General features: G+C 64.7%; 12 protein-coding genes and 1 tRNA gene. 7 read left to right on the top strand and 6 right to left on the bottom strand.

Annotated features, from left to right (window positions below; genetic code table 11):
* The first annotated feature begins 33 nt into the window (after positions 1-33).
* Positions 34-105 (top strand) — tRNA-Gly (locus ACFQO4_RS13060).
* A gap of 378 nt (positions 106-483) precedes the next feature.
* Here ACFQO4_RS13060 and ACFQO4_RS13055 read toward each other — a convergent pair.
* Positions 484-1,506 carry a hypothetical protein gene (locus tag ACFQO4_RS13055; RefSeq protein WP_500261332.1) on the bottom strand — a complete coding sequence of 341 codons (1,023 nt, stop codon included), beginning with the start codon at positions 1,504-1,506 and terminating at the stop codon, positions 484-486.
* Positions 1,507-1,786: 280 nt separating this feature from the next.
* Here ACFQO4_RS13055 and ACFQO4_RS13050 point away from each other — a divergent pair, with 280 nt between their 5' ends.
* Entirely contained in the window at positions 1,787-2,659 is an 873-nt protein-coding gene (locus ACFQO4_RS13050; RefSeq protein ID WP_500261331.1) for an NAD-dependent epimerase/dehydratase family protein, read from the top strand.
* A 32-nt stretch (positions 2,660-2,691) separates the two neighbouring features.
* Here the strand turns inward: ACFQO4_RS13050 and ACFQO4_RS13045 are convergent, their stop codons facing one another.
* Together ACFQO4_RS13045 and ACFQO4_RS13040 are read right to left on the bottom strand one after the other, a co-directional pair.
* The gene (locus ACFQO4_RS13045; protein ID WP_500261330.1) at positions 2,692-2,988 is read right to left on the bottom strand and encodes a DUF8072 family protein; all 297 of its coding nucleotides are present in this window, start codon (positions 2,986-2,988) and stop codon (positions 2,692-2,694) included.
* Positions 2,989-3,065: 77 nt separating this feature from the next.
* On the bottom strand, positions 3,066-3,743 hold the full coding sequence (locus ACFQO4_RS13040) for a class I SAM-dependent methyltransferase (protein WP_500261329.1): 678 nt from the start codon (positions 3,741-3,743) through the stop codon (positions 3,066-3,068).
* Between the two features lie 190 nt (positions 3,744-3,933).
* Here ACFQO4_RS13040 and ACFQO4_RS13035 point away from each other — a divergent pair, with 190 nt between their 5' ends.
* Entirely contained in the window at positions 3,934-4,332 is a 399-nt protein-coding gene (locus ACFQO4_RS13035) for a hypothetical protein (RefSeq protein WP_500261328.1), read from the top strand.
* A 107-nt stretch (positions 4,333-4,439) separates the two neighbouring features.
* Here ACFQO4_RS13035 and ACFQO4_RS13030 read toward each other — a convergent pair whose 3' ends face one another.
* Both ACFQO4_RS13030 and ACFQO4_RS13025 read right to left on the bottom strand, forming a co-directional pair.
* A complete protein-coding gene (locus ACFQO4_RS13030) occupies positions 4,440-6,524 on the bottom strand; it encodes a type II secretion system F family protein (RefSeq protein ID WP_500261327.1) in 2,085 nt (694 codons plus the stop codon).
* A 28-nt stretch (positions 6,525-6,552) separates the two neighbouring features.
* Positions 6,553-8,478, bottom strand: coding sequence for a type II/IV secretion system ATPase subunit (locus ACFQO4_RS13025; RefSeq protein ID WP_500261326.1), 1,926 nt, complete (start codon positions 8,476-8,478; stop codon positions 6,553-6,555).
* A 192-nt stretch (positions 8,479-8,670) separates the two neighbouring features.
* Here ACFQO4_RS13025 and ACFQO4_RS13020 point away from each other — a divergent pair, with 192 nt between their 5' ends.
* Both ACFQO4_RS13020 and ACFQO4_RS13015 read left to right on the top strand, forming a co-directional pair.
* Positions 8,671-9,144 carry a DUF5793 family protein gene (locus tag ACFQO4_RS13020; protein ID WP_500261325.1) on the top strand — a complete coding sequence of 158 codons (474 nt, stop codon included), beginning with the start codon at positions 8,671-8,673 and terminating at the stop codon, positions 9,142-9,144.
* 94 nt (positions 9,145-9,238) lie between these two features.
* Complete coding sequence (locus ACFQO4_RS13015; protein WP_500261324.1) at positions 9,239-10,423, top strand: ABC transporter ATP-binding protein; 1,185 nt, start codon at positions 9,239-9,241, stop codon at positions 10,421-10,423.
* A 26-nt stretch (positions 10,424-10,449) separates the two neighbouring features.
* On the opposite strand, the gene ACFQO4_RS13010 is transcribed toward ACFQO4_RS13015, so the two are convergent.
* Entirely contained in the window at positions 10,450-10,800 is a 351-nt protein-coding gene (locus tag ACFQO4_RS13010) for a VOC family protein (protein ID WP_500261323.1), read from the bottom strand.
* Between the two features lie 78 nt (positions 10,801-10,878).
* On the opposite strand from ACFQO4_RS13010, the gene ACFQO4_RS13005 reads away from it, so the two are divergent.
* Complete coding sequence (locus ACFQO4_RS13005; RefSeq protein WP_500261322.1) at positions 10,879-12,384, top strand: hypothetical protein; 1,506 nt, start codon at positions 10,879-10,881, stop codon at positions 12,382-12,384.
* Entirely contained in the window at positions 12,381-13,016 is a 636-nt protein-coding gene (locus ACFQO4_RS13000) for a DUF998 domain-containing protein (RefSeq protein ID WP_500261321.1), read from the top strand. Before ACFQO4_RS13005 ends, ACFQO4_RS13000 begins: the two co-directional genes overlap by 4 nt.
* Positions 13,017-13,022 lie beyond the last annotated feature (6 nt).

Genomic DNA, 13,022 nt, shown 5'->3' with positions numbered 1-13,022 from the left:
CCTTAAACCAGGGTGCCCAACAACCGGGTGCCTGCGTGGTTGGTCTAGCGGCTATGACCTCAGCCTTCCAAGCTGATGACCCGGGTTCAAATCCCGGACCGCGCACTTTTCGACGAACGGACGTGAGGAGAAAATACGTGAGGAGAAAATGTGCGATTATGGGATTTGAACTACGGAAGACGCACGCTCACGAACGGAGTGAGTGAGACCGTCTTCAGGTGGTTCAAATTCTGGACCGCGCGTTGCCATCGAGTTCAAATCCCGAACCGCGCAGCCGGTGGACGACACACCTCTCAAGCGATGGCCCTCTCTCGAGCACAAACGACACTTGAGAGTCCTGATCTCGAGTAATCGGGACTCGAGTAGTGCACGGATTTCGATTTCGATTTACTGGTCTTGTCGAACTCCTCTGACGGAGATACGTTTCAGCAGCTATGCTGAATACACTCACGCGGAACCGGTTCTTGGGGTCGAACCGAATCGTTACGTCGACAGGTCGTCGGCCCACTTCGCAGGGAGAATACGTAGCAGGCCGTCAGTCGCGAGATCCTCGGTCGTAACGAATAGGATGTCATCGCCGCCGATGACGGCGGTACCGCCGCCGAATACCTCGTCCCAGTGGTTGAGAACGGCGTCGGGGATCGGTAGCTCGCGGACGTCCTGACCGATTTCACTGCTGGCAACGTACTGTATCTCGTCGCGCCCTTCGAGAGCGTCGTAATCGATGGAGATCAACACCGCGTCGTCGCGCGCACGGATTCCCCAGAACGTCTCGGTCGAGTGGGCCAGATAGCCCTGGTTGAACGCTCGCTGTGGCGCCGGGACCTCCCGACTCTGCCTGTCGAAGGCCGCCTCTCCCAGACGATCGATATCCTCTGTTTCGGTGCTATCGCCGGCGTCAGTGTCCTCCTCGGTCGTCGTCTCGTCGCTTTCCCCTTCCTCGCCACCGGCATCCCCCGTTTCGCGTTCGGTTGCCTCCGATAGGTCCTCGCTCTCGACGCCGATGTCGACGACATCGCGCTGGCCGACCGATGCCGACTCGGCGTCAGATTCGGGCTCGAGCCCCGATTCCACGTTCTCGATTTCTGGCGACGTGTCAGCGACCTCCACGGCCGTCTCGCCGGTGGTGTGGTCTTCCTCGCCGACGTCGCCGGTTTCATCGGTGACCGCATCGAGATCGGGCGACGTGTCTACCACGTCAGTTTGCTCGACGTCAGGCACCTCGCCGCGGCTATGGGACCGGCGCTGGCCGAGTGCGGCCGCCATGAACCCGGCTCCCAGGACGAGCCTGGCGAGCCCGCGCTCGCGCTCGCCGGCCAGGAGCGCTCGGGTACCGCTGAGGAGGCCAGTCCCTCCGATAATCGCCGTTACTGTACCCGATTCGACGCCGTGCCGGAGATACGGTGCTCCTCTGGAGAGGTACTTACGGCCGCTTCTCGCCGCGGCCCGCACGGTATCGAGTTCTGACTTCGACTCCGATCGTGCGCTGGTGTCGGTCTGGTTCACACCGGACCGTTCGGTCGCGACACACAAATCCCCACCGTCATACGCATCATCTATCTAATAGTAGCCACGCTTAGTTGCCGCTCTGCCGAACTCATGTTCTGTATTCAGCAGCCAAAGATCACCATCTTCGAACGATTTCAACAAAGCGGCTTTGTCTGGTAAACAGTCTCGAGTCACAACACTCGAGCGGCGATTCGCAATGGACGGATGGGGTCATTACGAGTCACAGGATCGAGGCTCTCGCACGGAACGCTTTGTACGAGGCACCCGTACAGCCCGTATGAACGTCCTCGTCACTGGCGCGAACGGCACGGTCGGCACCGCGCTCCGCGAGCACCTCGAGTCCGAACTCGACCCCTCCCTCGAGCCCACCTGGATCGACATCGAACCCCACCCCGAGTACGAAACGACGATGGGCGACGTCACCGACTACGGGACCGTCCGGGAGGCGATGGTCGGACAGGACGCCGTCATCCACCTGGGGATGCCCGACTTCCTCGGCGGCCCGGGGTCGAACTCGCTTGCCTGGAGCGAGGGATTCGCCGCGAGTTGCCAGGCGATCGGAAACGTTCTCGAGGCGGCGGCCAACGAGGGCCTCGAGACGGTCGTCTACGCCTCGTCGAACCACGCGGTCGGCATGTACGAGGTGCAGAACGCGCCCGAGATTTACAGCCCGGATTACGACCTCGAAATAGATCACACCGCCCCGCCGCGGCCCGACTCTCGCTACGGCGTCGTCAAGGTCTTTGGCGAAGCGATGGGACAACTGGCGGCGGACGCCCACGGGGTGAACTGCTACGCGATTCGGATCGGTTCGGTTCGCGACCCGGAGTACGACCACCCCTACGGGGACGCCGAGCGCGGCGTCGACCGGGGCGAGTTCGAACGCGATAGCGAGGCCTACGAGGAGCAGGTTGCCCGTCAGAAGTGCATGTGGCAGTCGCGTCGAGACCTCGCCCGGGAGGTCGCTCGCTGTCTCGAGCGCGGGGCCGAGGTCGCTCGAGCCGGGACTGACGACGAACGGGGCGAGTTCGACGTCTTCTACGGCCGTAGCGCGAGCGACCGAAGCTGGCTCGACCTCGAGCACGCACGCGAGGTCGTCGGCTACGACCCGGCCGACGACGCGACGGCGTGGCAGGGGCCGCCGGAGTGACGATCGAGGAGATCGACGGGCGGTGACGGACGCTACTCGTCCGCCGCCTCAGCCTCGAGTACGCGTCCGACCATCGACCAGTCCGCTTCGTCTCCCTCCTCGTTCGACGCCCGGCGACCGACGAGGACGGACTCGTTGTCCGCGCTCGAGACGAACCGATACTCGACGTCGGGTTCGTCCTCGCGGCTCCCTTCGGCTTTGAACTCCTGCTGAAAGAACTCGACCCAGTCCATCTCGAACACGGCCTCGGTGCCGTCCTCGAGGGTGAGTCGAACCGGCCTGGGAGAGACGTTGTGGATGCGCTTCGCGATCGGATTCAGATCGGCCATATGAGTCTCGAGACGGTGGGAGGGAGAAACGGTACCGGTTTCGCTCTCGGCAGTCTCCGGGCCATCGCCGACCCGAGTCAGGAACGAAGCTGAACCACCGCGTAGCAGTTGCCGCTCGAGATCTCGAGAGAGACGGTTTCGAGCGCGCTCGTCTCGAGATCGGCCTCGAACTCGTCGGGGTCGTAGATATGGTAGAAGCGATCGACCGTCTCGCCACCGGGGAGCGTCCACTCGACAGTTGTATCGAAGCCCGTGGTCTCCTCGAAGGCGTCGTGGGCGGTGCTCCAGGCGCTCACGAGGGCACTGCCCCCGGGGTCGAGCACCCGAGCGAGTTCGTCGAGGCTGGCTACCCGCGCTGCCCTGGTCGGCAGGTGGTGAATCGTCGCGACGTAGACGGCGACGTCGACAGCGTTGCCTCGGAGCGGAAGGGAGACAGCCTCGCCCTGCACGAGATCCACCGAGAAACCGTGCTTGAGGGCGCGGTTTCGACCGGTCTCGAGCAATCCGCGGCTGACGTCGAGGCCGACGACGCGCTCGACGTGCTGGGCGAGCACCTCGGCGTGCCGGCAGTTGCCACAGCCGAGGTCGAGGCCGACTTCGTGTCCGTCTCCGATCTCGACGTACTCGTCGACGAACGCCTCCACCTCCGGCCAGGCGTACTCGCGCGTGGACGCGAAGTGGGTGGCGATCCGGTCGTAGGTTTCCTGGACGCTGGTCACGTCAGTCACGTCGACCACGTCGCCTCGTCTATCCATCTGGCTCGAGGTCGGTGGCGTCGAACCAAAAACGTTCGTTCCTGTCCGTGAGGGGCCCGTTCGAACGCGTCGGTCGATGCGCAGCGTCGACACCGCCAGAAGTCGTGGAACCCATCGACTACTTCGGCGGGTGGCTGTCTGTTCCGTTGCAAGCACAATGACTACACCCGCTCGTGGCGCACGTTCGCCCATGACCGACGTTGTCGACGACGATCTCGAGATCCAGCGCGATCTCGGCGAGGCGACGATCGTCTACGAGGAACCGGACGAGGGAACCGTCAGGAAGACGATCCCGAACGAACACGTCGCGTACTTTCAGGACCACTGGATCATCAAGACCGACGAGGACGAGGAGGGCCACGACATCATCCGGCGGATCCCGACCCGGCGCGTCCACTACGTCGAACGATCCGTCGAGGAGTTCGAACAGGAAGTCGAGACGCTGCTCGACCGGGTCCAGTCGTTCGCCAGCGAGTTGCAGACGAAGATTCCAGTCGGCGGCGGCAAGGGCGGGAACGACGAACCCGTCGAGCCGCGCCGTATTACCGTCGACGATTCCGACACGGACGGCCAGACTGGCGAGGAATGACTCGAGTTCGCCGTCGACGATTATTCTCGAATCACGACGGCCCTCAGACCACGACCACGAACAGCACTTCGATCCTTAGACCACGACCACGAACAGCACTTCGACCCTCAGATCACGACCGCGAACAGCACGAACGAGAGCGCGACCATCGCCACGGCGTGTTTCACCCCGGATTTCACGTCTCCTGTGCTTAGCTGCCCGGCGATCAGCCCCGAAAGCGCCCCCTGAATGAGCGTCGCGTGGTAGAACAGGAGCGTGTACGTCGCGGCGTCGACGTTGTCGAGTCCCGACAGCCCGTCGACCTGGGACGATTCGAGCGACTCGCTGCCGCCCTCGACGGCGGCCGCCTGGAGCGTCGGCAGCATGTAGCCCGCCAGGACGGCGATGATGAACAGGAAGACGAGAAACGAGATGTAGACGACGACCATGTACTCGAGCATCGCCTGCTGGCGGGCGCGCTTGAGTCGTCGATCGGCCGCGGCCTGTCGGGCGGCGATCCGCAACACGGTGGCGAGGTTTCCGCTGGCGTTCATCGCCTCCGTGAGGAGCGTCACGACGCGGGAGGCCGCCCGCGTCCGAACCCGGGCGCCGAACCGGACGACCGCCGTCTCGAGGTCGGCCCCCCACTGGACGTCCGCCCAGATGCGTTCGAGTTCGACGTCGAGCGCGCCGAGATCCGATTCGCGGAGGCGACCGATCGCCGAGACGAGCGCCACACCGGCCTCGTTGACGCTCGCGAGGCGGTCGAGGAAGTCGGGAATCGCCGCTTCGACGGCGTCGATTCGTCGTCGATGAATCGCGTACAGGAGGGCGAACGTGGTCCCCACGAGGAGGCCGGCGACGACCAGGACGTCGTCGATGACGGCCGCGTCGATTCCGGCCTCGGTCGTCGCCTTGGGGAGCCGCCAGGCGATCAACCCGAGCGCGATCGGTCCCGTTACCAGGAGCGAGCGTGCCGGCCGGTCGAGCAGCGTCTCGAGGGGAGATCCCAGTCGCTCTCGAACCGCTCGGAGGCGCTTGTAGATGTGAATTCGCTCGACGTTCGGCGGGGGTGAGGTGTCGTTTCGGAGTCCACCGTCGGTTCGGGCGAGAGCCTGCTGGTACGGTCCCGGGTCGTCGACGTCGCCTTCGTCGATCGTTCGGCCGGGGTTGACCGAGTCGGTGACCATGCTTAGGTAGACGATGAAGGCCAGATTGCCAAACGGCAGGATGACGTAGATCAACACCTGCAGGGGGCCGAGGGTGTCGCCGACGGAGATGCCGATGACGAACAGGATCGTGATGAGAAACAGCGGCCCGGCGACCAGGACGGTGACGTACGATTCCGCGAGCGTGCCGAGCAAGTCGAGCATGCGTTCTTGCTGGGACTCCGACTCCTCCTGATAGTCGTGATACTGGCGCTCGAGGAACGACGAGAGGCTGTGGCCGCTCTTGAGGACGCTGATCAGATTTTCGGAGAACTCGCGGAACTGGGGGCTCGGGGAACGTCGGCTCATCGTCTGCAGCGCCGTGATCACGTCCGTCCCGAAGGTGTCCATGTTCCGGACGGCGACGCGAAACTCGCTCGCGGCCTCCCCGTAGGTGTCGTCGTGAGCGGCGACGATGCGGACGACCGTCGGAAACTCCATCCCGCTCTGTGAGAGGGCGTAAATGAACGCGACGGTCGACGGCAGGGTGTACTCGATCCGTCGTGCCCGGTTGTCGGCGACGTAGCCCGGGTACCACCACCGAAACCAGTAGGTGCCGACGCCGGCGAGCACGCCGAGGGTCAGACAGGAGACGAGTAAGAGCCCGAATAGCTCGAGTGCCGAGAGCGTCGGGATGCCGGCGACGTTCGCGAGAAAGGAGAGGGCACCCGGCAGTTGCTCGCGCATCACCGCGGGTTCGATCGAGAGGACGAGCAGAAGTCCCCAGCTGACGTAGATACCGAGAATACTGCCGACGACGGCGAGCAGGCCGGCGTAGAGGAGCGACTTCGCCCCGTACTCGCGGTAGGTGGTCGGGATGTGTGCCGCTCGAAGCGAGTCCTGTCTCCCGGGGTGTTCGGACCTGAACTCCTCGACGTAGGGGCCGAAGAGCCGATCCGCTATTCGGGCGAGGAGCGTGTCGACCCCCCGGTTGACGACTGCGAGCAGGATTGGCGAACAGAGGACGACCGCGAACGCGAGCGGGAGGAAGTTTGCGCGAGTCATGATTGTGGGTGCAGTCGATCTCTCCGCGTCACTCAGTTTCGAGCGAGTCGCCCGCTCGCTTCGGCGGTGTCGCGTCCGTGTCGTTCGTGCTTTCGCCGGTCTCGGTTTCGCCGCTCGTGCTTCCGTCGACTCCGTCGAGTTTGCCGGTCCCGGTTTCACTTGTCTCGAGTCCGTCGACTCCGTCGCTCTCGCTCGCGTCCTCGATCCGCTCGAGCACGCGTTCCTGGTCGGCGTAGTACTCGTTGACGAGCGCTGTGAATCGTCGGTAGTCCGAAATCTCGTGTTCGAGCGCGTACTCGAGGAATCGTTCCCGGTTTCGTCGTTCGGTCAGAAGCTCCCGCTGGGTCCAGCCGCGCTCGTGTTGAATCTCGGTCACGACGTGGCTGGTTTCGGCGGTGAACGTGTCCGTCTCGCCGTCCCAGGAGTAGGCCGTCGAGTAGTCCAGCTCGCCCGTTCGCTGGTCGACGCCCTCGATCTCTGCGAGGACCTTGTTCCGCCGGACGCGCTCGCCGCCGAGCCTGGTGAGCGTCTGCACCGAGAGGATGTCCAGGCTCTGGACCATCGCCCGGGGGACGTTGATCGGCTCGTTCTCGAGCCGATTGATGACCGTCTGCACGGAGTCGGCGTGCATGGTCGAGTAGGTCGTGTGACCGGTGTTCATCGCCTGGAAGAGCGTGATGGCCTCCTCGCCGCGAACCTCGCCCACGACGATATACTCGGGGCGGTGGCGGAGTGCCGACCGCAGGAGGTCGTACATCGTGACGTTCTTTCCCTCGTGAATGCGCTCGCGAGTGACCGATGACAGCCAGTTGTCGTGGTGTAACTGAAGTTCGCGGGTGTCCTCGATGGTGAGCACTTTCGACCGCGGTGGGACGAACATCGAGATGGCGTTCATGCTCGTCGTCTTCCCTGAGGCGGTCCCACCGGCGAAGAGCAGGCTCTTGTTGTGCTCGATGGCCAGCCAGAGGTAGGCCATCTGCTCGACGCTGAACGTCCCGTACCGGACGAGGTCGACCGGCGTGAGCGGTTCGTCAGCGTACTTCCGGATGGTGAACGCCGATCCGCGCGGGGTGACCTCCGTCCCGAGGGCGAGTTCCGCCCGGGAGCCGTCCTCGAGGGTCGTCTCGACCATCGGATCGCCGATGGAGATGTGGCGTCCGGAGTGCTGGGCGAGGCGGACGACGAACCGATCGAGTTCGTCTTCGCCGAAGCTGACGTCGGTCTCGACGTCCGTATACTGGTCGTGATAGACGAAAATGGGGAGATCGTACCCGTCACAGGAGACGTCTTCGACGTGCGGGTCGTGCATGATCGGGTCGAGCCGCCCGTAGCCTCGAAAGTCCCTGAATATGTAGTAGAAGAGGCGGTAGAACGTCGCCATGTCGACCTCCGCGCCGTAGCGCTCGAGGTACTCGCGGACGGTGGATCGAAGCAGTTCCTCCACGTCTTCGTCGTCCGTCTGTCGGTAGAGGAGCGGATCGCGCACGTCCTCGAGCAGCGTCTGGAGCACGAGTCGTTCCTCGTTGGTGAGCGTGGGTTCGACCGTCCGGTAGCGGTGGTGGTTGGCCGCCTCGTCGTACTGGATCACGACGAACGAGAAGGGGGCGTTCACCCAGTAGCGATCGACCTCCTCGAGGCCGTTCACGTCGTCGAACGTGACGAGCGGGCCGTGTGCCTCGGGATCGTAGGCCGTCACGTCGATGTGCGAGCCCTGTAGCACCTCGACCACTCGATGCAAGGTGCGTCGAATCTGGTCGAACGTGGACTCGAGTGCCGAGTCGGGAGGGATTGTCGTGTCGTCCTCGAGTCCCGCGGGCGTCGGACCGTCGTCGTCGCTCTCTTCGCTCGTGTCGGTTGCCGACGATGGGTCACTCGCGGGGGCATTCGCGTTCTCGTTAGTGTCCGCGGTGGTGTCGAGTTCGGCCCCAGCATCGGTGTCGCTGTGTGGTTCCATCGTCTCTGTTCGCAGTCTCTTCTACGGAGAGGCCGTATCGTCTTAAATCAGATGGCCAATTGCCGAGTACCGGATGCGAGAATTCGACGGACGTCAGCGTCATCTCCTACTGAACTGTCTTGTTCAGATGTGCAGAAAACGCACAATGGGCGTTACGTTCATACCTCGTGAGTGCGAAGTTGCCGGTGCGTAATGAAGCGCGAGCACTTCACGTTGTCTGCCAGCAATGTCGACTGGATCGAGACCGACAGTGACCCGAAGAAACCCGCCGTAACGATCGACTGCACCGGTCCAGCGACACTCCTTCGAGACCGTCTCACCGGCCCTGATGGCGAGCCACTCGAAGCCCGAGAGACGGACGCCGCGCTTCGACTCCAGGGCCCGATCGACGCCGAAGATACCGACGGCGTCGTCAGCGTCACGAACCGCGTAACCGGCGAGTTCGTCCTCGAGCTCAACGTCCCCGCCCGGGACGTCTTGCAGTTCATCCGGGCCGCTCGTGGGTTCGACGAGGACACGACCGACGACGGCGGGCGCTACCACGTCACGATAACCCTCGACGGCGAACCGTTCGTCGAGTACGACAAACGCACGTTCCTCGTCTACGACGACGACGGCGACTTGCTTCGTCACCGGAGCCTGATCCCGAGCGGCGTCGAACTGTAGCCGCTCGCGGGGATTCGATTTCGACCTGCCGGGAACGGACCGGCAGCTATAAGTGTTTTAGGGTAGCCTAAACTAACGAAGAAAGCGGTTGCCAATGGCTCACGACTCCCTGCTCACGTCGACGACCGACGACCGACCCGCGGACACAACGCCGACCAGCGACGTCGTCCTCGAACTCGAGGGCGTCGCCAAGCGCTACGGCACCGAGGCGGTCATCGACGACCTCTCGCTCACGGTCCACGACGGCGAAATCCTGACCCTCCTCGGTCCGTCCGGCTGTGGCAAGACGACGACGCTCCGACTCATCGCGGGCCTCGAGCAACCGAACGGTGGCGAGATTCGCCTCGACGGAACGTCCGTGGCCGGGAACGGATCGTTCGTCTCGCCGGAGGAACGCGGCGTCGGCGTCGTGTTCCAGGAGTTCGCGCTCTTTCCGCACCTGACAGCTAGAGAGAACGTCGCGTTCGGGTTGACCGACTGGCCCGCAGACGAACGTGAGGCACGCGTCGACGAACTGCTCGCCCTCGTGAACCTGAGCGAACACGGCGACGACTATCCCGAGGAACTCTCCGGCGGCCAGCAACAGCGGGTCGCGCTCGCTCGCTCGCTCGCCCCCGAACCCGAGATGCTACTGTTAGACGAACCGTTCTCCAACCTCGACGTCGACCTCCGCGTCGAGATGCGCGAGGAGGTTCGACGCATCATAAAGGAAACCGGCGTGACCGCCGTCTCGGTCACCCACGACCAGGAGGAGGCGCTCTCGGTGTCCGATCGCGTCGCCGTCATGAACGACGGCGACCTCGAGCAGATCGACGAACCCGAACGCGTCTTCCAGCACCCCAAATCGCGGTTCGTCGCGGGCTTTCTCGGGCACGCGAGCTTTCTGTCGGGGACCGTCCGCGGCGATCACGTCTCGACGGCCCTGGGTCGCGTCCTGCGAGCGGACGTCGACGGCCTCGTCGCCGAGTACGACGGGACCGACATCGACATCCTCTTGAGACCCGACGACGTGACAGCTTACCCCGCGAGCGGCCCCGAAGCCGACGGAACGGTCGTCTACCGGCGCTACCTCGGGCCGACGATTCTCTACCGCGTCGAACTCGACGACGGCGAGACCATCGAGTGCATGCACAATCACTCAGACCGGATCGACCTGGACGAGCGCGTCGCCGTCAGGGTGACCGCCGATCACGACCTGGCGTGGTTCCCCGCCGACCAGCGCGTCGACGCCGTCGAATCGGGCGTCGAGAGCGAGGCGACCTCGAGTTCGGCCGATTGAGCGTCTGTTTGGTTGTCTGACTTCTCTTACAGCGAATCAGTCTCGTGGCGAAACGTCTGAAACTCGAGCGTCCGTCCCTCCGGATCCTCGGCGAAGAACTGGTAGATTCGATAGCGGTCGTTCTCGACCGGTTCCCCGCACGCCCGGTTTGCGAGGTGCTCGTACATCGCGTCGACTTCGCTCGCGGTGTCGAAGACGAACGTGATCGTGCCGTCCGTTTCGGCGCTCTCGCGAGCACAGAATCCGACCAGGAGATTGTCGTATGAGAGGATCGTACAATCGGGCTGTTCGAGCCACCGTTCCGCGCCCAGCTCCTCGACGTAAAAGTCGACGATAGACTCGAGCGATTCGGTGCCGAAGAAGACGATGCCGGACATGATCGATTCGAGTGCGGGTGACGGAAAAACCGTTGGGGTGTCGGAGTATTTATGCGACGTCCCTCGACAGTGACAGGTATGGCGCAGTCGGGTGGTCGAACGACGGTGACGCTGGTCGTACTGCTGTCACTGCTGTCGGTGGTGCTCGCCGGCTGTGCGGCGCCGATGGCCGACGCGGGCGGCGACGGGCCGCCGGACGACCGCGCGACCGACGAACACACCTTCGAGGTCCACGGGGACATGCCCCTCGACGCGAACGCGACGTTCGAGCGCGTGCAGGCACTCCTCGCGGTCGACCTCCGGCCGCCGACGGTGTACGTGGACGAACCCATCGAGCGGCCGCCGCGAGCCGTGCAGGATCCCTCGAGTTTCTACGCCGTGATGGGAATCCCGGCACCCGATCCTGACGACGGGGCCGAGGAACTCCGGGTCGGTGGTGTTTCGAGTCCGATGCAGGCGGTGTACCTCCTGCCCGAGGCGGACGCCTCGCCGGCGGCAATCGAGCAGGTACTCGTCCACGAACTGGTCCACACCGCGCAGTTCCAGCGAGGCGCACCGCGGCGAGTGCGGGCGGAGATCCCACCCGAACACCGCGGGACGACCGACGCCAGGCTGACGGTGACGAGTCTGATCGAAGGAAGTGCCGTCTACGTCTCGAGTGCGTACACCGAGACCTACGACCTGCCCGTGACGCCCGAGGACGACCTGCTCGAGTCGCTGTACCCGGACGCCAGCCCGGGAACCAGGCTTGCCTGGGGGCCGTACCACCACGGCGGTCGGTTCGTCGCAGCGGCCGCCGACTCGCCGGCGACCCACTGGAGCGTCTACGAGACGCCGCCGGTGACGATGCAGGAGGTTCGCCGTGGCGAGCCGGCAATCGCCTCGGGCGAAGCCGAACTCGAGTCGTTCGATATCGACGTCGACGCAGAATCCGCTAGCTGGGAGCGCGACCCTGCCGGGACGGACGCCGTTGGATCGTTCGTCCTCGAGCAGGTGCTCGCGACGGAACTCGCCACGGACGCGGCGAGAGACGCCGCCGCGGGCTGGTCGTACGATCGTGTGCGGCGGTTCTCGAGTGAAGGGGCCGTAGCCGGCGACGGCGATAGCGGCGATAACCGGGTCGACAGCTACGCCTGGGCCATCCGATTCGAGGACGAATCGAACGCCTCGCTCGCGACAGACGCGATGGCTACGGCGCTCGAGCGCCGGGCGACCAGCCTCGAACCCGAGTCCGGAACCGACGCGGCGAATCGCACGGCGACGACGACGCGCTGGCGAACCGAGACGTACGCCTTCAGCCTCGAGCGGGCCGACGACCGAACGCTCGTCCTGTTTGCCGGTGACGAGGCGTTCGTCGAGTCGGCGAGCCTCGAGGGGGTTTCGGCGACGGGCGACGTTCGGATTACGTTCGACGAGCGGGACTCGACGTCGTCGAGTATCGACTCGAGTCGACGCCTGTCCTCGAGCGAGGTGATCGAAACGGCCCAACCGGCAGTACGGCCGGCACGCCCTTCGCCTGGGGACACACTGTCAGACACACAATCGACGGCTCGCGGCGCCGTTCCTCTCGGTGGTGCGCCATGACCGACTGCCGCTCGCTGCCGATCCGCTGTGGCGTCGCCGCCCCGACCGTCGCCCTGGCCGGAATCGTCCTGTCGACGTTCGTCGCGACCCCCGAGACGTTCACCTGGCGAACGCGCGCACTTTCGGACATGGGTCGAGTCACCGCACGAACGTTCTGGCTGTTCAACGGCGGTCTCATCCTCGGTGGCCTCCTCGGTACACCGTTCGTTGCCCTGCTCTGGACACGCGCCCGGAACCGGTTCGAGCGGGTGGGCATCGCACTCACCGGTATCGCCGTCCTCGGCATGGTTGGCGTCGGGATCTTCTTCCTCGGACACACGGCGTACTACCTCGAGTCGAGCCTGCACGGCCTCGCCGCGCTGACGGTGTTCGGCGTCGCCCCGGTCGCCCAACTGCTCGCCGGGACGGGACAGGTGCTGGCCGGCGATCGGTGGGTCGCGGTCGCGTCGATCTGGCTCGGTGTCGCCCACCTACTCGGCTGGCTCGGCTGGCTCCTCGTTCGATCCGCGGAAGCCGACCCGGGACACTGGTTCGCCGTCCCGGAGTTCGTCGCCGCCGTCGCCTTCGGCGTCTGGATACTGATCCTCGCGAGAACGGCTGCCGTTCGGTCGGGGGCTCGAGGCAGGTCCTGAAAGACG

The organism is Saliphagus sp. GCM10025334 (genome assembly GCF_042663485.1).
GTDB lineage: Archaea > Halobacteriota > Halobacteria > Halobacteriales > Natrialbaceae > Natronosalvus.
Note: the sequence above shows the minus strand (reverse complement) of the source record. Positions and strands in the feature narration are given on the sequence as shown.